General features: G+C 68.1%; 17 protein-coding genes and 1 pseudogene. 13 read left to right on the forward strand and 5 right to left on the reverse strand.

The window, feature by feature from the left end; genetic code table 11:
- From F3J10_RS15235 to F3J10_RS15245, 3 genes and pseudogenes are all read left to right on the forward strand, one after another.
- Nucleotides 1–319 (forward strand): annotated as a pseudogene (locus F3J10_RS15235) (alpha/beta hydrolase); the annotation flags it as partial.
- Between the two features lie 108 nt (nt 320–427).
- A complete protein-coding gene (locus F3J10_RS15240; RefSeq protein ID WP_167233743.1) occupies nt 428–1,057 on the forward strand; it encodes a glutathione S-transferase family protein in 630 nt (209 codons plus the stop codon).
- A gap of 145 nt (nt 1,058–1,202) precedes the next feature.
- Nucleotides 1,203–1,409, forward strand: coding sequence for a hypothetical protein (locus F3J10_RS15245; protein ID WP_013697349.1), 207 nt, complete (start codon nt 1,203–1,205; stop codon nt 1,407–1,409).
- A gap of 198 nt (nt 1,410–1,607) precedes the next feature.
- On the opposite strand, the gene proP is transcribed toward F3J10_RS15245, so the two are convergent.
- On the reverse strand, nt 1,608–3,098 hold the full coding sequence (gene proP, locus F3J10_RS15250) for a glycine betaine/L-proline transporter ProP (protein WP_167242404.1): 1,491 nt from the start codon (nt 3,096–3,098) through the stop codon (nt 1,608–1,610).
- Nucleotides 3,099–3,682: 584 nt separating this feature from the next.
- On the opposite strand from proP, the gene F3J10_RS15255 reads away from it, so the two are divergent.
- Complete coding sequence (locus F3J10_RS15255) at nt 3,683–4,015, forward strand: YnfA family protein (protein WP_025098584.1); 333 nt, start codon at nt 3,683–3,685, stop codon at nt 4,013–4,015.
- 94 nt (nt 4,016–4,109) lie between these two features.
- On the opposite strand, the gene dnaQ is transcribed toward F3J10_RS15255, so the two are convergent.
- The 3 genes from dnaQ to F3J10_RS15270 form a co-directional block, all read right to left on the reverse strand.
- Complete coding sequence (gene dnaQ / locus F3J10_RS15260; protein WP_167242405.1) at nt 4,110–4,832, reverse strand: DNA polymerase III subunit epsilon; 723 nt, start codon at nt 4,830–4,832, stop codon at nt 4,110–4,112.
- A gap of 73 nt (nt 4,833–4,905) precedes the next feature.
- Nucleotides 4,906–5,355, reverse strand: a complete 450-nt coding sequence (rnhA, locus tag F3J10_RS15265; RefSeq protein WP_025098582.1) for a ribonuclease HI — start codon at nt 5,353–5,355, stop codon at nt 4,906–4,908.
- Nucleotides 5,352–6,164: a class I SAM-dependent methyltransferase gene (locus tag F3J10_RS15270; RefSeq protein ID WP_025098581.1), complete on the reverse strand. Its 813-nt coding sequence runs from the start codon at nt 6,162–6,164 to the stop codon at nt 5,352–5,354. Before F3J10_RS15270 ends, rnhA begins: the two co-directional genes overlap by 4 nt.
- Before the next feature lie 18 nt (nt 6,165–6,182).
- On the opposite strand from F3J10_RS15270, the gene gloB reads away from it, so the two are divergent.
- The 8 genes from gloB (at nt 6,183) to F3J10_RS15310 (ending at nt 16,993) form a co-directional block, all read left to right on the forward strand.
- A complete protein-coding gene (gloB, locus tag F3J10_RS15275) occupies nt 6,183–6,989 on the forward strand; it encodes a hydroxyacylglutathione hydrolase (RefSeq protein WP_167233747.1) in 807 nt (268 codons plus the stop codon).
- A gap of 376 nt (nt 6,990–7,365) precedes the next feature.
- Nucleotides 7,366–8,949, forward strand: a complete 1,584-nt coding sequence (locus F3J10_RS15280) for a transglycosylase SLT domain-containing protein (protein ID WP_167242406.1) — start codon at nt 7,366–7,368, stop codon at nt 8,947–8,949.
- Between the two features lie 149 nt (nt 8,950–9,098).
- A complete protein-coding gene (locus F3J10_RS15285) occupies nt 9,099–10,331 on the forward strand; it encodes an MFS transporter (protein ID WP_167242407.1) in 1,233 nt (410 codons plus the stop codon).
- Between the two features lie 423 nt (nt 10,332–10,754).
- Nucleotides 10,755–11,900, forward strand: coding sequence for a glutamine-hydrolyzing carbamoyl-phosphate synthase small subunit (gene carA, locus F3J10_RS15290; RefSeq protein WP_025098577.1), 1,146 nt, complete (start codon nt 10,755–10,757; stop codon nt 11,898–11,900).
- 20 nt (nt 11,901–11,920) lie between these two features.
- Nucleotides 11,921–12,595, forward strand: a complete 675-nt coding sequence (gene leuE, locus F3J10_RS15295; protein WP_025098576.1) for a leucine efflux protein LeuE — start codon at nt 11,921–11,923, stop codon at nt 12,593–12,595.
- A gap of 51 nt (nt 12,596–12,646) precedes the next feature.
- On the forward strand, nt 12,647–15,901 hold the full coding sequence (carB, locus tag F3J10_RS15300) for a carbamoyl-phosphate synthase large subunit (protein ID WP_167242408.1): 3,255 nt from the start codon (nt 12,647–12,649) through the stop codon (nt 15,899–15,901).
- A gap of 119 nt (nt 15,902–16,020) precedes the next feature.
- Entirely contained in the window at nt 16,021–16,497 is a 477-nt protein-coding gene (gene greA, locus F3J10_RS15305) for a transcription elongation factor GreA (RefSeq protein ID WP_013697361.1), read from the forward strand.
- Between the two features lie 16 nt (nt 16,498–16,513).
- On the forward strand, nt 16,514–16,993 hold the full coding sequence (locus F3J10_RS15310; protein ID WP_167242409.1) for a DUF4149 domain-containing protein: 480 nt from the start codon (nt 16,514–16,516) through the stop codon (nt 16,991–16,993).
- Between the two features lie 86 nt (nt 16,994–17,079).
- Here the strand turns inward: F3J10_RS15310 and F3J10_RS15315 are convergent, their stop codons facing one another.
- Nucleotides 17,080–17,622 (reverse strand): YhbY family RNA-binding protein, encoded by a 543-nt coding sequence (locus F3J10_RS15315; protein ID WP_013697363.1) that lies wholly within the window; start codon nt 17,620–17,622, stop codon nt 17,080–17,082.
- A gap of 225 nt (nt 17,623–17,847) precedes the next feature.
- On the opposite strand from F3J10_RS15315, the gene F3J10_RS15320 reads away from it, so the two are divergent.
- The gene (locus F3J10_RS15320) at nt 17,848–18,510 is read left to right on the forward strand and encodes an RlmE family RNA methyltransferase (RefSeq protein WP_013697364.1); all 663 of its coding nucleotides are present in this window, start codon (nt 17,848–17,850) and stop codon (nt 18,508–18,510) included.
- Nucleotides 18,511–18,619 lie beyond the last annotated feature (109 nt).

Raw genomic sequence — 18,619 nt, forward strand, 5'->3', positions numbered from 1 at the left:
CGACGTGCCGGCGGGCATCGCGCGCGACTGGGCGCGCGGCTGCCGGCAGGCGGGCGGCGACCTGGATGCGGCGGGGCCGGCATCGCGCGCCGGTTTCGAGGCCTATCGCGGCCCGCTTCTCGCCTACGCAGTCGAGGACGATCCCCTGGCGCCCTCGGCCGCCGTCAGCGCGCTGCACCGGCAATTCATCCATGCCGAGCTCGAGTTGCGCTGGATCGCCCCGCATCCGGGGCATGCCCCGATCGGCCAGGCGGGTTATTTCCGCGACGACAATCGCGGCCTGTGGCCCTCGCTGGCCGGTTGGCTGGCCGCCTGCTGAATCGACGGGGCGAGGCCTTCCCGCTCTTCCCGGCGGTTCCGGCACTGGCGCCGGGCCGCGCGACGCTGTTACAGTCGTCGGTCCCGCCGTCAACCGAGTGAGACTCAGATGAAGCTGATCGGAATGCTGGATTCGCCCTACGTTCGTCGCGCCGCCGTGTCGGCCAAGCTGCTCGGGCTGTCGTTCGAGCACCAGCCGCTGTCGGTGTTTCGTCATTTCGACGAATTCAGGGCGGTGAACCCGGTGGTCAAGGCGCCCACGCTGTTGACCGACGACGGCACCATGGTGCTCGACTCCTCGCTGATCTGCGACTACCTGGACCACCTGGTCGAGCCGCAGCGGCGCCTGCTGCCGGTGGATGCCGCCGCGCGGCTGCGCTCCCTGGAACTGATCGGCCTCGCCCTGGCGGCGGCCGAGAAGACCGTGCAGGTAGTCTACGAATGCGGCCAGCGGCCCGACGAGAAGCTGCACCAGCCCTGGCTCGACCGGATCGTGCAGCAGCTCGACGGCGCCTACGGCGCGCTCGAGGCGCGCATCCTCGGCACCACCGGCTGGCTGCTCGGCGAGCGCATCACGCAGGCCGACGTGGCGCTGGCGGTGGTCTGGCGCTTCACGCAGTACGTGCGGCCCGATCACCCGGCCCTGGCCGCCGTCGACGCCGAGCGCTACCCGAGCATCGCCGCGCTGTCGGCGCGCGCCGAGGCGCTGCCCGAGTTCGCCGGCACGCCGCTGGACTGATCGGGCAGGGCCGCGGCCACCCGCGGCAGGCACGGCGATTGTTCTGCCGGGCAAACAAGTGACTTCGGCGCCGGCAGGTTTATCCGCCGGCGGCCGCTCCGTAGAATTCACTCCGTCGCCCAACCATCGTCCGCCGGAGCCCGCCATGAGAACCCTGATCGAAAATCGCCTGTATCACCCGTCCGTCGTGCTGCCGATGGTCTCGCTGATGCAACTGATGGTGACGCTCGACTTCAATCTCGGGCAGGTCGGCTTCGTGGTGGCGGGCCGCGGCGTGCGCGCCGCGGTCGAGCGCTCGCGTTCGCTGATCGACTGCCTGGCCTGCCGCAACTGCCACTGCGCCGTGCATTGATGCGGCGGCGGCTCGCCGCCGCGCCGTTCAGGACGCAGGACGACAGACACCCCCGCCTCGGCGGGGGTGTTCGTTTTTGGGCGTAGAGGAAAAGGATGAAGCGGCGGGCGGCAGGCAATAAAAAAACCGCGCCGACCGGCGAGATCGACGCGGTGTCTCGGGATTGCCGGCGGCGGGAGCCGAGCCCCCGCCGCAGCCTCAGGCGCGGGCCGCCGAGACTTCCGGGTAGCCCTTGTCGGTTTCCTCGTGGGCGTGTTCGCGCAGCTCGCGCACCAGCGCATGGGCTTCGCGACGCGAGGCGACCGCCGGCGGGGAGCCCTTGAGCGGCTGGCGCGCCGTCTCGCGCAGCGAGAGCACCGAGATCGCGCCGATCACGGCCGCCCCCATCAAGTAATAGGCCGGCATCATCAGGTTGCCGGTGCGATCCACCAGCCAGGCGGTGACCAGCGGCGTGGTGCCGCCGAACAGCGAGACCGAGATATTGAAGCCGATCGCCAGCGCGCCGTAGCGGATCTCGGTCGGGAACAGCGCCGGCAGCGCCGAGGGCATCACCCCGCAGAAGCAGGACAGCAGCACGCCGAGGATCAGCAGGCCGCCGAACACGGGCAGCATCTCGCCGGTGCGGATCAGCATCAGCGCCGGGATCGACAGCGCCAGCAGGCCGACACAGCCGGCCAGCATCACCGGCTTGCGGCCCACCAGGTCGGACAGGCGGCCGGCGGCCAGCGTCATCGGCATCATCAGGACCATCACCAGCAGCACCAGCATCAGGCCGTGCGACTCGTCGAAGTGCAGCGTCGAGGACAGGTAGCTCGGCAGGTAGGACAGCGCCATGTAGTCGGTGACGTTGAAGATCAGCACCAGGCCCACGCAGAGCAGCATGGCGCGCCAGTGGCGGCCGAGCGTCTCGCGGAAATTGACCTTCGGCATGGCCTTGTCCTGCGCCTCGCGCAGCTCGGCCTGGCGCTTGAAGGCCGGCGTCTCTTCCAGCTTCATGCGGATGTACAGCCCGATCAGGCCGAGCGGGCCGGCCACCAGGAAGGGCACGCGCCAGCCCCAGGACAGCAGCGCTTCGTGCGAGAGCAGGGCGCTGAGCAGGGCCACCACGCCGGCGCCCATCACGTAGCCGATCAGGGTGCCGAACTCGAGGAAGCTGCCCATGAAGCCGCGGCGCTTGTCGGTCGAGAACTCGGCGATGAAGGTGGCCGCGCCGCCGTATTCGCCGCCGGTCGAGAAGCCCTGCACCAGGCGCGCGACCAGCAGCAGCACCGGCGCCATGATGCCGATCGAGTCGTAGCCGGGGATCAGGCCGATCGAGAAGGTGCCGAGCGCCATCAGGATCATGGTCATGGCGAGCACGCGCTGGCGGCCGATGCGGTCGCCCAGCGGGCCGAACACCATGCCGCCCAGCGGGCGCACCAGGAAGGCGGCCGCGAAGGTGCCGAAGGTGGCCAGCAACTGCGCGGAAGGATTGCTCGAGGGGAAGAACACCTGGCCGAGCGTCACGGCGATGTAGCTGTAGACGCCGAAATCGAACCATTCCATCGCATTGCCGATGGCCATCGCGCGCACCGCGCGCTTGAGCAGGGACTGGTCGACCACGGTGATGTCGTTGACCGTGACGGGGGCGTCGATGGACGACGCGCTAGCGGAAGAGGCAGCGGAAGGGCTGACGTGTGAGGCGGTCAAGATAAGGGCTCCTTTGACAGCGGACGACGGCGGCGCGGGAAGGCGCGGACATCGCCACGGTTTGCCGGGGAGCGCAGCGGCGTGGCGGCACGGAAACGTCGGGCGCACGGGACGCCGGAGCTCGGAAAGGGGCCGCGTGCGGCGCGCCTGTGGCCGCCGCGTCGATGCGCTCATGAGATTGCCGCCGGGCTGGCCTGACAAGGGGGACCGACGGCGACCGGTGCGCGGCGTGGCGCCTGCGACCGGTAACGAACCCTGTTAAGGGCGTTGAAACGAAGCGAGGATGCCCGGAACGGACACGCTGCCTGTGATCGATATTTCGTGCGACGGGGCGAGGGCGGAGGACCGCGGACGCTCGTTGCGAAAAGCTAAATGAACGAAATAGATAAATGAAAGAGGCGCCATGTTAGCACAATGGCAGGAGATCGTGCAAATTGGCGGCGCGATCCCCGTGCCACGGGGCTCGGCGGGAATGCGCGGCGCTGGCGCGCTCGCGCGTGGCATCACCCGTTCCCGGGTACGATGACCCCGTTTTTCTTTCCGTTCATTCATTGCGCGGTCGCGCCTCGGCCGCATCCAAGGTCATGCCCGAATTGTTCAGGATCGGAGGATTGTTCGTCCTCACCGCGCTGGCCGAGATCGTCGGCTGCTATCTGCCCTGGCTGGTGCTCAAGGGCGGCCGCAGCGCCTGGCTGTACCTGCCCGCGGCGCTCTCGCTGGCGCTGTTCGCCTGGCTGCTGACCCTGCATCCGTCGGCGGCGGGGCGCATCTATGCCGCTTACGGCGGGGTCTATATCGCGGTGGCGCTGGCCTGGCTGCGGGTGGTGGACGGCGTGCCGCTGACGCGCTGGGACGTGGCCGGCGCCGCGCTGGCGCTGGCCGGGATGGCGGTGATCGCGCTGCAGCCGCGCGGCTGAGCGACGGCAGCGGCCGGCTGCCCGATATCGCCGGGCCGGCGAATTCGACCGCGGGCCGCCCGGGCGGCGGCCACTTCGCGATGCGCAGCCGCCGTCAGGCAGCCGGTGCGTCTTCCTTGCGCCAGACGCAGGCGCCCTTGACCGACTTGTCGAGATCGTCGAGCTGCGCCAGGTGCGCGGCCAGCTCGTCCTCGCTGGCGGCCAGCACCGGCAGCGCCAGCGTGGCCAGCGAGACGCGCGCCGTGCCGCTCGCGCCACCCGCGTCGTCGCCATCGCCGAGCATGTCGATCACCAGGCTTTCCTGGCCGCGCGTCATCGCCAGGTAGACCTCGGCGAGCAGCTCCGAGTCGAGCAGCGCGCCGTGCAGCGTGCGGTGCGCGTTGCTGATGCCGAACCGGTCGCACAGCGCGTCGAGCGAGTTGCGCTTGCCGGGGAACATCTGCTTGGCCTGCACCAGCGTGTCGATCACGCCGCCGCAGTGCTGGTTCAGCGACGGCAGGCCGACGCGCTCGAACTCGGCGTCGATGAAGCCGATGTCGAAGGGCGCGTTGTGGATGATCAGCTCGGCGCCGCGCACGAAATCGCAGATCGCATGGGCGACCTCGGCGAACTTCGGCTTGTCGCTGAGGAATTCGGTGGTCAGGCCGTGCACGGCCAGCGCGCCCGGATCGCTGTCGCGTTCCGGATTCACGTAGAAATGCAGGTTGTTGCCGGTCAGCCGGCGGTTGAGCATTTCCACGCAGCCGATTTCGATGATGCGGTCGCCGGTGCGGGCGTTCAGGCCGGTGGTTTCGGTATCGAGAATGATCTGGCGCATGGGTGTTCTTCAGGATGGCCGGCGCGGGGGCCGGCGTGTGAGGGCAAGAGGCGGGGCAAGGGGCGCGGGCCGCTCAGGCCTGCTGCGACAGCGATTCGACGCCGCGGTTGGCGAGCGCGTCGGCGCGCTCGTTCTCGGCGTGGCCGGCATGGCCCTTGACCCAGCGCCATTCGATCTCGTGGCCGACCACCAGCTCGTCGAGCCGCTTCCAGAGATCGGCATTCTTGACCGGCGTCTTCGCCGCGGTCACCCAGCCTTTTTTCTTCCAGCCGTGGATCCACTCGCTGATGCCTTTCTGCACGTATTGCGAATCGGTGTGCACGACCACGCGGCAGCGGCGCTTGAGCGCCTCGAGTGCCTTGATCACGGCCAGCAGCTCCATGCGGTTGTTGGTGGTGCCGGGCTCGCCGCCGAACAGTTCCTTTTCCTGGTCGCCGAAGCGCAGCAGGGCGCCCCAGCCGCCGGGGCCGGGATTGCCCTTGCAGGCGCCGTCGGTATAGATATCGATCGATTGCAACGTCATGAATGCTCTTGATGGGTGGTGGGGGTGGCGGCGGGCGCGAGGCCGGGCGCGCGCACGGGCTTGCGGACCCGGATCGGGCCGACCAGCCGCATTTCGCGCACGCGCTTGACCGCGGTGACCATGTAGACCGCGCCGAAGATCGGCCACCAGCGGTCGCCGGCGGCCTCCATGAAGGCGTAGCGCGCCATCCACTTGTCGGTGGCCAGCGGCGGGCGGTAGCAGCCGAAGCGGCCGCGCTCGATGTCGAAGCCGAGCAGCTTCATCCAGTCCTTGAGGCGGATGAAGGCGATCGGGTCGCGCGCGGCCGGCACGAAGGGCCGGTTGGCGATGCGCCCGACCGACTGCCGGGCGCCCCACAGGCTCAGGGAGTTGAAGCCCGTGATCACCAGCCGGCCTTCCGGCATCAGCACCCGCTCGACCTCGCGCAGCAGGCCGTGCGGGTCGGCGGTGAATTCCAGCGTGTGCGGCATCACGATCAGGTCGACGCTCTGCGATTCGAACGGCAGCTCGAGCAGGTCGCACCAGACGGTGCTGCGCCCGGCCGGCGCGTGATGCGGGCCCGGCGGGTCGCCCGCCCACGGATAGCGGAACGGCGCGCTGGCGCCGCTGGCCGGGTCCAGCACGAGACCGCGGCCGGGCATGCGGTTCTCGCGCAGCGAATCGAGTTGCGGCAGGCCCAGTTGCAAGGCGTGGAAGCCGAACACGTCGGACACCACGCGGTCGAGCTGGGCCTGTTCCCACTCGAGCACGTAGCGGCCGGGCGGCGAGGCGCTCCAGGCGGGCCAGTCTATAATCGGACGGTCTGACATATCGATGAGTGCGCGCCCATGAACGAGCTGGAATACGTGCCGGTGCCGGCATTTGAGGACAACTATATCTGGCTCGTGTCGGATGGCAGCGACGCGGTCGCCGTCGATCCGGGCGACGCCGCCCCGGTGCGGCGATATCTCGAGGCACGGGGCTGGCGGCTAGCCGCTATTCTACTCACCCACCACCATGCCGACCACGTCGGCGGTGTGGCCGAGTTGCTCGCGCATGCCGCCGACGCCGGCCCGGTGCCCGTCTACGGGCCGGCGGGCGAGGGCATCGCCCAGGTCAGCGAGCCGCTCGCGGGCGGCGCGCGCGTGCGCATCGGCAAGCCCGCGCTCGAGTTCGAGGTGTTCGACGTGCCGGGCCACACGCGCGGCCATATCGCCTATTACCAGGCGGCCGGTGCAGGCCATCCGGCGCCGCACCTGTTCTGCGGCGACACGCTGTTCTCCTGCGGCTGCGGCCGCCTGTTCGAAGGCACCCCGGCCCAGATGCTGGCCTCGCTCGACGCGCTGGCCGCGTTGCCCGGCGAGACCCAGGTGCATTGCGCGCACGAGTACACGCTCTCCAATATCCGCTTCGCGCTCGCCTGCGAGCCCGACAATGCCGCGCTGGCGGCCTGGCGCGACGATGCCTCGGCTCGCCGCGCGCGCGGCGAGCCGACCCTGCCGACCACCATCGCGCACGAGCGCGCCGTCAATCCTTTCCTGCGCGCCGACAGCGCCGCGATCGCGGCCACTCTCGAGGCCGAGCTGCATGAGGCGCCGGCCGACCGGCTGGCCGCCTTCACGCTGATGCGGGAGTGGAAGAACCGCTTCCGCTGATCCCGTCGGCAGCCGTTGCTGCCGGGCCTGCTTCGTTCCACATGGCTCCGCCGCGCTCGCGCGGCGCCCCGACCGGCGCGGGGCGCGCGATCCCGCCGCCTGCCGCAACAATTCTTCACCTTCCCCGGCGCATAAGGCGCGCATCATCGGGACTCGCGCGGCCTCGGGCGGGAGCGCGCGACCGAGCGGGTTCCACGGCCCGCCGAGGCGAGGTACGGTAAATCCCTGAAGGCGGCAGGCAGATGCTCAAGCGGAATCTGGAGAATGCGCCCCAAATATAGGATTTATCTGCATTTTTAGGCGTTTTTATTGACGCGATGCGCGCGCCTACCTTACTATCGCCTGCAATTTCCAGCCGTTGGAAGCCGAGATTTACATGCGATTCCTGATCAGTGCGCTATTGGTCCTGTTGCTGGCAGCCTGTGCCAGCCCGGGGCCGACCGCCCCCACCGCCGCCGCTTCCGACCCGCAAGCCGCCTCCGATTTTCTCCGCAAGTCCGCCACCTCCAAGGAAACCGTCGACGTCGACAAGCAGTCGGTCGGCGAGCTGACCACCAAGGATCCCGATCTGTGGGCGCGCATCCGCCGCGGCTTCCAGATGCCCGACCTGCAGAGCGACCTGGTCGACATGCAGACGACCTGGTACACCGAGCGCCCCGACTACGTGCAGCGCATGACCGAGCGCTCGCAGAAGTACCTCTATCACATCGTCGAGGAGCTCGAGGCACGCAACATGCCGACCGAGCTGGCGCTGCTGCCCTTCATCGAGTCGGCCTACAACCCGCAGGCCCTGTCGGTGGCCAAGGCGGCCGGCATGTGGCAGTTCGTGCCCGGTACGGGCCGCACCTACAACCTCAAGCAGAACATGTGGCAGGACGAGCGCCGCGACGTGCTGGCCTCGACCAGCGCCGCGCTCGACTACCTGTCGCGCCTGCATGACATGTTCGGCGACTGGTACCTGGCGCTGGCGGCCTACAACTGGGGCGAGGGCAACGTGCAGCGCGCGATCGCGCGCAACCAGGCGGCCGGCCTGCCGACCGACTACCAGAGCCTGCGCATGCCGAACGAGACGCGCAACTACGTGCCCAAGCTGCAGGCGGTCAAGAACATCATCGCCAATCCGCAGCAGTACGGCCTGAGCCTGCCCGACATCCCGAACCACCCGTATTTCGTCACGGTCACCACCTCGCACGACATCGACGTGAAGATGGCCGCGCAGCTCGCGGGCCTGTCGCTCGAGGAGTTCAAGGCGCTCAACCCGTCGTTTGCGAAGCCGGTGATCCTCGGCGCGACCCAGCCGCAGATCCTGCTGCCCTTCGACAATGCCTCGCAGTTCGAGAAGGGCCTGAAGTCCTACGACGGCCAGTTGTCGAGCTGGACCACCTATACCGTCACCGAGCGCGCGCGCCCGGCGGCGATCGCCGAGAAGATCGGGGTCGACGCCGACACGCTGATGGCCGTCAACAAGATCCCCGCCGGGATGCGCCTGAAGCCGGGCTCGACCATCGTGGTGCCGCGCGGCGGCGACGACGACGAGGACGTCAGCGCCGACGTCGCCGAGAATGCCGTGCTGGCGATGGAGCCGGACGTGCCGGATACGCGCAAGATGCTGATCCGGGTGCGCCGCTCGCAGTCGATGGCCGCGGTGGCGAGCCGCTATGGCGTGTCGATCGGGCAGTTGAAGGCCTGGAACCGCACGCGCCGCGACCAGGTCAGCCCGGGCCAGACCCTGGTGCTGCACGTGCCGGTGGGCCGCGCGGTGCCGGCCGAGCCGGGTCCGCAGCGGATCGCCACCTCGACGGGCGGCGCGCGCGTCGAACGCGCCAGCCTGCACACCGGCGGCAAGGCCAGCAAGCGCGGTGGGCGCGCCGCGCCGGCCAAGGCCGCCGCCAAGCCGGCCGCCGCGAAGCCTGCCAAGCCGGCCGCCAAGACCGCCTCGAACAAGAGCAAGAAGAAGTAACGCGATTCGGTCGCCGCGCGCGCGGGGGCATTGCGCCCGATCCGCCGCGCGTCGCTTATGATCCGCCCGCACGCCGTCACCGAGGTGACGGCGTTTTCGTTTTGGGTCGGCCGCGCGCCATCGCGCGCGGCGCATTCGAGGTAAGCCGCATGTCTTCCGTCCAGCTGCGCGTGTTCACGCTGTTTTCGATCGGGTATTTCGTTTCCTACGTGTTCCGGGGCGTCAATCTCGGCTTCGCGCCGCTGATCACGCACGAGCTCGGCCTGTCGGCCGCCGATCTCGGGCTGCTGACCAGCCTCTATTTCCTCGGCTTCGCCGGCGCGCAGATCCCGGCCGGCGTGCTGCTCGACCATTACGGCCCGCGCCGCGTGACGGCCGCGATGCTGCTGTTCGCGGCGGCCGGCATCGGCCTGTTCGGGCTCGGCCACGGGATCGGCGCGCTGATGGCGGGGCGCCTGCTGATCGGGATCGGCGTGTCGGTCTGCCTGGGCGCGGCCTTCAAGGCGATCGCCGAGCATTTCCCGATCGCGCGGCTGCCGATGGTGAACGGCTTCGTGATGGCGGTGGGCGGCTTCGGCGGCGTGGCGGTCGGCTCGCCGCTGGCCTGGACGCTCGGCTTCGTGGGCTGGCGCGCGGTCTGCGCGGGGCTGGTGCTGTTTACCGTGGCGGTGGCCGCGCTGATCTGGCTCGGCGCGCCGGACGCCGCGCGCACCCATCGCCAGGCCAGCATCGGCAGCCAGTTCAAGGGCACCTGGCACATCCTGAAGAGCCCGGCGTTCTGGAAGATCGCCTCGTTCTCGGTGCTCACGCAGGGTGTGTTCTACGCCATGCAGTCGCTGTGGGTCGGCGCCTGGATGCGCGACGTGATGGGCCTGGCGCCGCGCGAGGCGGCCGCGCTGGTGTCGGTGATCGGCCTGGCGATGATGGCGGGCAGCGTCGGCACCGGCGCGGCGGCGCGCCTGCTGGAACGCCGCGGCCTGTCGGTCTATGCCTTCTGCGGGATCGGCATGGGCTGCTTCGTGCTCACCCAGTTGGCGATCATGCTGCGCGCGCCGCTGCCGGCCGTGGTGCTGTGGGCCGCCTACGGCGCGTTCGGCGGGATCGGCATCCTCAGCTACGCGATCCTCGCCGAGCATTTCCCCTCGCACCTGATCGGTCGCGCCAACACCACACTGACCCTGGTGATCTTCCTGCTGATCTTCGGCTTCCAGGTCGGGGTCGGCGCGGTGCTGTCGCAATGGCCGACGCTGGGCGGCCGCTATCCCGCCGCCGCGCACCTGACGGCCTGGGGCGTGCTGGTCGCGCTGCAACTGGCCAGCGCGATCTGGTACGTGCTGCCGGGACGTGCGCGGATCGGGGCCGGGCAGCATCCCTCGTCCTGAGATCGCTGGAGCAAGGCGGGGCGGCTGGTGCGGTGGTTCCGACCCTTTCGAATCGTTCGACGCCGGCTGCTGTCGAGGAATCGGCCGATGTCGCCGGGCCCGGCGGTCAAACCCGGCGGTCAAACCCTTGTCACACAAGGCTGGGTAGATCCGATTTGAGATAGGTCCCGTTTCACGCTATAATTTGAAGGTTTGTGCAATTCAACCCCGCACCCTAGCGCCTACCTCCAAATCCCCGTCTTCCGCCGCCTGCCTCCCGGCACGCGACGCCGCCGAATGCAGCCTGCCGATCCATCGAGCCGGCGCAGGTCCGGCGCGTCGTCCGGGTGAGCCGAGCGAGCGCCGGCGAACGCCTCCCGTGAGGCGAACCGGCCGCGGCAGGTCGACAGGTCGGCAGCAAGGGTGTCCCCCAAGGAGCCTCCCGTGTTGCCGTCTTTTTCTCCCGCCTTGCTCGCACTCGCCGACGGCACGGTGTTTCGCGGTTATTCGATTGGCGCGGCCGGCCATACGATCGGCGAAGTCGTGTTCAATACCGCGATCACCGGCTATCAGGAAATCCTGACCGACCCGAGCTACGCGCGGCAGATCGTAACGCTCACGTATCCCCACATCGGTAATGTCGGCGTCAACCACGAAGACGTCGAAGCCACCAAGGTGCACGCCGCCGGCCTGATCATCCGCGACCTGCCGGTGCTGGCGTCCAACTTCCGCATGGACCGCACGCTCGGCGACTACCTGCGCGACGAAGGCGTGGTCGCGATCGCCGGCATCGACACCCGCAAGCTGACCCGCGTGCTGCGCGACAAGGGTGCGCAGAACGGCTGCATCCTGGCCGGTTCCGACGACGAGGCCAAGGCGGTCGCGCTGGCGCGCTCGTTCCCGGGCCTGGCCGGCATGGATCTCGCGAAGGTGGTCTCGACCGACAAGCCGTTCGCCTGGAAGCAGAGCGAGTGGCGCCTCGGCAGCGGCTACGGCGAGCAGAGCGCGCCGCGCTTCAAGGTCGTCGCCTACGATTTCGGCGTCAAGTACAACATCCTGCGCATGCTGGCCGAGCGCGGCTGCGACGTCACGGTGCTGCCCGCCCAGGCGAGCGCGGCCGAGGCGCTGGCGCTGAATCCGGACGGCGTGTTCCTGTCGAACGGCCCCGGCGATCCGGAGCCCTGCGACTACGCGATCGCCGCCGCCAAGGAGTTCATCGAGCGCGGCGTGCCGACCTTCGGCATCTGCCTGGGCCACCAGATCATGGGCCTGGCGGTCGGCGCCAAGACGCTGAAGATGAAGACCGGCCACCACGGCGCGAACCACCCGGTGAAGGACCTGACCGACGGCCGCGTGGTGATCACCTCGCAGAACCACGGTTTCGCGGTCGACGCCGACTCGCTGCCGGCCAATGCGCGCGCCACCCACGTCTCGCTGTTCGACGGCACGCTGCAGGGCTTCGAGCTGACCGACAAGCCGGCCTTCTGCTTCCAGGGCCACCCGGAAGCTTCGCCGGGCCCGCACGACATCGGCTACCTGTTCGATCGCTTCACCTCGCTGATGGAAACCGCGAAGGCGCGCAGCGCCTGAGCGAGCGGAGACGGCACATCATGTTCGGACATGCACTCGGGATCACGGATTTCTGGACCTACGTCGTCGGCGTGGTGTTCATCATCCTGCTGCCCGGCCCGAATTCGATGTACGTGCTGTCGCTGGCGGCGCAGCGCGGGGTCAAGGCCGGTTATCGCGCGGCCTGCGGCGTGTTCGTCGGCGACGCGGTGCTGATGCTGCTGTCGGCGGCCGGCGTCGCTTCGCTGCTCAAGGCCAACCCGCTGCTGTTCTCGGTCGTCAAGTATGGCGGCGCCGCCTACCTGTTCTACATCGGCTTCGGCATGCTGCGCGGCGGCTGGCGGGCGCTGCGCGCCTCGCGCGCCGGCACCGCGGCCCCCGCGCCGACGGCCCCCGCGCGCACCGTGGACGGCGAGCGGCCGTTCCGCAAGGCGCTGGTCGTCAGCCTGCTGAATCCGAAGGCGATCCTGTTCTTCATCTCGTTCTTCATCCAGTTCGTCGATCCGAGCTACCGCTACCCGGTGGTGTCCTTCGTCGTGCTGGGCGCGATCTCGCAGTTCACGAGCTTCCTGTACCTGAGCACGCTGATCTTCGCGGGCGCACGTCTTGCCGAACAGTTTCGCCGCCGCCGCAAGCTCGCGGCGGGCGCGGCCAGCGGCGTGGGCAGTCTGTTCATCGGCTTCGGCCTCAAGCTCGCCTTCGCGACGATCCGATGAACGCAGCCGCCGCTCAAGCGCATTAACGATTACTTTTTGAATACTCGAGCCATGCCAAAACGCACAGACATCAAGAGCATCCTCATCATCGGCGCCGGCCCGATCATCATCGGCCAGGCGTGCGAGTTCGACTACTCGGGCGCGCAGGCATGCAAGGCCTTGCGTGAGGAAGGCTACAAGGTCATCCTCGTCAACAGCAATCCGGCGACGATCATGACCGACCCGAACACGGCCGACGTCACCTACATCGAGCCGATCACCTGGGAAGTGGTGGAGCGCATCATCGCCAAGGAGCGCCCGGACGCGATCCTGCCGACCATGGGCGGCCAGACCGCGCTGAACTGCGCGCTCGACCTGCACCACCACGGCGTGCTGGAGAAGTACAAGGTCGAGCTGATCGGCGCCTCGCCCGAGGCGATCGACAAGGCGGAAGACCGTCAGAAGTTCAAGGACGCGATGACCAAGATCGGCCTGGGTTCGGCCAAGTCGGGCATCGCGCATTCGATGGAAGAGGCGCTCAAGGTGCACGGCGAGATCGCTGCGATCACCGGCGGCAGCGGCTACCCGACGGTGATCCGCCCGTCCTTCACGCTGGGCGGCTCGGGCGGCGGCATCGCCTACAACCGCGAGGAATTCGAGGAGATCTGCAAGCGCGGCCTCGACCTCTCCCCGACGCGCGAGCTGCTGATCGAGGAATCGCTGCTGGGCTGGAAGGAATACGAGATGGAAGTGGTTCGCGACCGCGCGGACAACTGCATCATCGTCTGCTCGATCGAGAACCTCGACCCGATGGGCGTGCACACCGGTGACTCGATCACCGTCGCGCCGGCCCAGACGCTCACCGACAAGGAATACCAGATCCTGCGCAATGCCTCGCTGGCGGTGCTGCGCGAGATCGGCGTCGACACCGGCGGTTCGAACGTGCAGTTCGCGATCAACCCGAACGACGGCCGCATGGTGGTGATCGAGATGAACCCGCGCGTGTCGCGTTCCTCGGCGCTGGCCTCGAAGGCCACGGGCTTCCCGATCGCCAAGGTGGCGGCCAAGCTCGCCATCGGCTATACGCTCGACGAGCTCAAGAACGAGATCACGGGCGGCCAGACGCCGGCCTCGTTCGAGCCGACCATCGATTACGTCGTGACCAAGATCCCGCGTTTCGCCTTCGAGAAGTTCCGCGAGGCCGATTCGCGCCTGACCACCCAGATGAAGTCGGTGGGCGAGGTGATGGCGATCGGCCGGACTTTCCAGGAATCGTTCCAGAAGGCGCTGCGCGGCCTGGAAGTCGGCGTCGACGGCCTCGACGAGAAGTCGGTCGATCGCGACGAGATCGTGCGCGAGATCGGCGAGCCGGGTCCGGACCGGATCTGGTATGTCGGCGATGCGTTCCGCGTCGGCATGTCGGCCCAGCAGATCTTCGAGGAAACCGCGATCGACCCGTGGTTCCTGGCCCAGATCGAGCAGATCATCCTGAAGGAGAAGGCGCTCGGCGGTCGCACGCTGGCGAGCCTCACGAAGGACGAACTCTACTTCCTGAAGCAGAGCGGCTTCTCGGATCGCCGCCTGGCGAAGTTGCTGGCCGCGAGCCCCGCCGAGGTGCGCGCGCGTCGCCTGGAGCTGAACGTGCGTCCGGTCTACAAGCGCGTCGATACCTGCGCGGCCGAGTTCGCCACCAAGACCGCCTACATGTACTCGACCTACGAGGAAGAGTGCGAGGCGCAGCCGACCGACAACAAGAAGATCATGGTGCTGGGCGGCGGCCCGAACCGGATCGGCCAGGGCATCGAGTTCGACTACTGCTGCGTGCACGCGGCGCTGGCGATGCGCGAGGACGGCTACGAGACCATCATGGTCAACTGCAACCCTGAAACGGTCTCGACCGACTACGACACCTCCGACCGTCTCTACTTCGAGCCGCTCACGCTCGAGGACGTGCTGGAAGTGGTCGACAAGGAAAAGCCGGTCGGCGTGATCGTCCAGTACGGCGGCCAGACGCCGCTGAAGCTGGCGCTCGACCTGGAAGCCGCGGGCGTGCCGATCATCGGCACCTCGCCGGACATGATCGATGCCGCCGAGGACCGCGAGCGCTTCCAGAAGCTGCTGCAGGAGCTGGGCCTGCGCCAGCCGCCGAACCGCACCGCGCGCGCCGAGGACGAGGCGCTGGCGCTGGCCGCCGAGATCGGCTACCCGCTGGTGGTGCGCCCGTCCTACGTGCTGGGCGGCCGCGCCATGGAGATCGTCCATGAGCCGCGCGACCTCGAGCGCTACATGCGCGAGGCCGTGAAGGTCTCCAACGATTCGCCGGTGCTGCTCGACCGCTTCCTCAACGACGCGATCGAATGCGACGTGGACTGCATCTGCGACGGCGAGGCCGTGTTCATCGGCGGCGTGATGGAGCACATCGAACAGGCGGGCGTGCACTCGGGCGACTCGGCCTGCTCGCTGCCGCCGTACTCGCTGGCCAAGGAGACCGTGCTCGAGCTGAAGCGCCAGACCGCCGCGATGGCCAAGGCACTGAACGTGGTCGGCCTGATGAACGTGCAGTTCGCGATCCAGCAGGTGCCGCAGGCGGACGGCTCGAAGCAGGACGTCATCTACGTGCTGGAAGTGAACCCGCGCGCCTCGCGCACGGTTCCCTACGTGTCGAAGGCCACCAGCCTGCCGCTGGCGAAGATCGCCGCGCGCGCGATGGTCGGCCAGACGCTGGCCGGGCAGGGCGTGACCAAGGAAGTCGAGCCGCCTTACTTCAGCGTCAAGGAAGCGGTGTTCCCGTTCGTCAAGTTCCCGACCGTCGATCCGGTGCTCGGACCGGAAATGCGTTCGACCGGCGAAGTGATGGGCGTGGGCCGCACCTTCGGCGAAGCGCTGTTCAAGTCGCAGCTCGCGGCCGGCTCGCGCCTGCCCGAGTCGGGCACGGTGCTGCTGACGGTGATGGATGCCGACAAGCCCAAGGCGGTCGAAGTCGCGCGCATGCTGCACGACCTCGGCTACCCGATCGTCGCCACGCGCGGCACGGCCGCCGCGATCGAGGCGGCCGGCGTGCCGGTGAAGGTGGTCAACAAGGTGAAGGACGGCCGTCCGCACATCGTCGACATGATCAAGAACGGCGAGATCGCGCTGGTGTTCACCACCGTCGACGAGACGCGCGCGGCGATCGCCGACTCGCGTTCGATCCGCATGAGCGCGCAGGCGCAGAAGGTCACCTACTACACCACCATGTCGGGCGCGCGCGCGGCGGTGGAAGGCCTGCGCTACCTGAAGGACCTCGAAGTCTATGATTTACAAGGTCTTCATGCTCGCCTAAACTAAGCCGTCGGGTTTTCCCAGGCACCACATGCCGCGATTAAGCGGTGTTTCCGGCGTTCCCGGAAATGCGCTTAATCGCGGTGATTTTTTTTATGCCCGTTTTTGTTTATTGAGCCGTTTTTATGAGCACCATTCCGTTGACCAAACGTGGCGCCGAACAACTCCGCAGTGAGTTGCAGCGCCTGAAATCGGTCGAGCGTCCGGCCGTGATCAATGCGATCGCCGAAGCGCGTGCGCAGGGCGATCTGTCCGAAAACGCCGAATATGACGCCGCCAAGGAAAAGCAGGGTTTCATCGAGGGCCGGATTGCCGAGATCGAGTCGAAGCTGTCGGCCGCCCAGGTGATCGACCCGTCCGTGATCGACGCGGAAGGCCGCGTGGTGTTCGGCGCTACCGTCGAACTCGAGGATCTCGGATCGAGCGCCACGGTGAAGTACCAGATCGTCGGCGACGACGAAGCCGATATCGACCACGGCCTGATCTCGGTCAGCTCGCCGATCGCGCGTGCGCTGATCGGCAAGTCCGAGGGCGACGTGGCCGCCGTGCAGGCCCCCAGCGGCGTGCGCGAGTACGAGATCATCTCGGTCAGCTACGTCTGAGCCCGGGAGCGATCCGATGCGCCATGCGCCCCGGTTGTTCCGTCTTCTCACCACGATCTGGGTCGGCAGCCTGCTGACCATCGGTTATGCGGTCGCGCCGATACTGTTTGTCGCGCTCGATCGCGCCAGCGCGGGCGGCGTGGCCGCGCGCCTGTTCCGGATCGAGGGACTGATCGGCGTGGTCTGCGCCGTGCTGATGCTGCTGATCGCCAACGCGCGCGTGCGCGCGGGCGATGTCGCCTACCGGCGTTCGCGCCTGCTGGTCGTCGCGATGCTGCTGTGCGTGCTGGTCGGCTATTTCGCGATCGAACCCTTCATGGACGCGATGCGCCTGGCGGCCCAGGCGGCCGGCACCGATGTCGGCCATTCGGAATACGCGAGCCGCTTCGGGATGCTGCACGGCATATCGAGCCTGTTCTACCTGGTCGAAAGCGTGCTGGGACTGTGGCTGGTGTGGAGCCTGCCGGTGGCGGGCGAGGGCAGCGGCGGCGCTTGAGCCGCTCCTGACGCCGCCCTCGAGCGCAGCGGCATGCGGCCGGGCCGGCGGGAAAGATGCCCGCGCCGGCCGGCATCGTCAGCCGATCACTTGTCGTTCTGGAACGGGCGCTTCGCACTCTGCTGACGCTTCTTGGCACGCTTCACGGTACCGCCCGCGGTCACGCGCTCGTTACCGCGCACCACCACCTTGGTGGCCCGCGGCTTGCGCACCGGGCTGGCGTCGGGCGAGTGCTTGACCACCTTCACGGTACGCGGGGCGCGGCCTTTGGTCGCGGGCTCGGCGGCGCCGAGCTTGGCGGCCTCGCGCGCGCTGGGCAGGCCACGACGGCCGCGAACCGGCGCCACCTCGGCTTGCTCCGGGCGCCAGATCACCAGCAGCTTGCCGATGTGCTGGATCGGCGCGGCATTCAGGCGGTCGCAGATGTCTTCGTAGATCGCGATGCGGGCATCGCGCTCGTCGCCGAATACGCGGATCTTGATCAGCTGGTGCGCGGCCAGGTGGACCTTGATCTCGGCCAGCACGGCGTCGGTCAGGCCTTCGGCGCCGATCAGCACGACCGGCTTCAGCGCATGGGCTTGTGAACGCAGCGCGGAGCGCTCGACGGGGGAAAGCGAAAGGGCAGGCATCGGAACTCTGGAATCGAATAGAACGGCGCGCCCGCGGGCGCGCGCGAAAACCACGTAAAATCGCGGCGGTTACGCCTTCGAGGCGTCCGCCGCGCGAAATAGACGCGTATTATCCGCCAAAAGCCGGTGCCGACGAAACCATTGCGCGTTCGAGGGGCCCGGCGGGCCGCCGCAAGCCTGGTTTCGCGGCGGCACTGTGGCATTTGGCAGACATTTTTCCCCTGCATGGCAAAGAACCGTTTCAATCAGTCGTGGCTGCACGACCATATCAACGACCCCTACGTGAAGCTGGCGCAACGGGAGGGTTACCGCGCGCGCGCGGCCTACAAGCTCAAGGAAATCGACGACCAAGACAAGCTGATCCGTCCCGGGCAGGTGATCGTCGACCTGGGCGCGGCCCCGGGCAGCTGGAGCCAGTACGCGCGCAACAAGCTGGCCCAGGGCAAGCAGCGCGACAGCCAGCGCGAGGGCGGGATCGACGGCATCATCATCGCGCTCGACATGCTGCCGATGGAGCCGATCGCCGACGTGCACTTCATCCAGGGCGACTTCCGCGAGGACGAGGTGCTGCGCCAGCTTGAGGACGTGCTGGAAGGCCGCGCGGTGGACCTTGTAATTTCCGACATGGCCCCCAACCTGTCCGGCGTGGCCCTGGCGGATGCGGCGCGGATCGAACATGTCTGCGATCTCGCGCTCGAATTCTCCCAGAACCATCTCAAACCGGATGGCGCCCTTTTAGTGAAGTGCTTTCACGGCAGCGGCTACAGCCAGATTGTCGAAAAGTTCAAGCATCAGTTCCGCACGGTCGCGCCGCGCAAGCCGAAGGCTTCGCGCGATAAATCGTCGGAGACATTTATTTTGGGTCGGCATCTGAAGCATCCGCGCTGACGGATGCGCAGCCGCCGCAGCCCGGCCGGGAGCCTTGCCGGTCATGGGGTTTGCCTATCGAAGCGTTTGGCGAACCTTATGGCGACGGGCTTCGGACTGGATTAGAATG

The sequence above is a fragment of the Burkholderia sp. Cy-637 genome (genome assembly GCF_011753175.1).
Classification (GTDB): domain Bacteria; phylum Pseudomonadota; class Gammaproteobacteria; order Burkholderiales; family Burkholderiaceae; genus Burkholderia; species Burkholderia gladioli.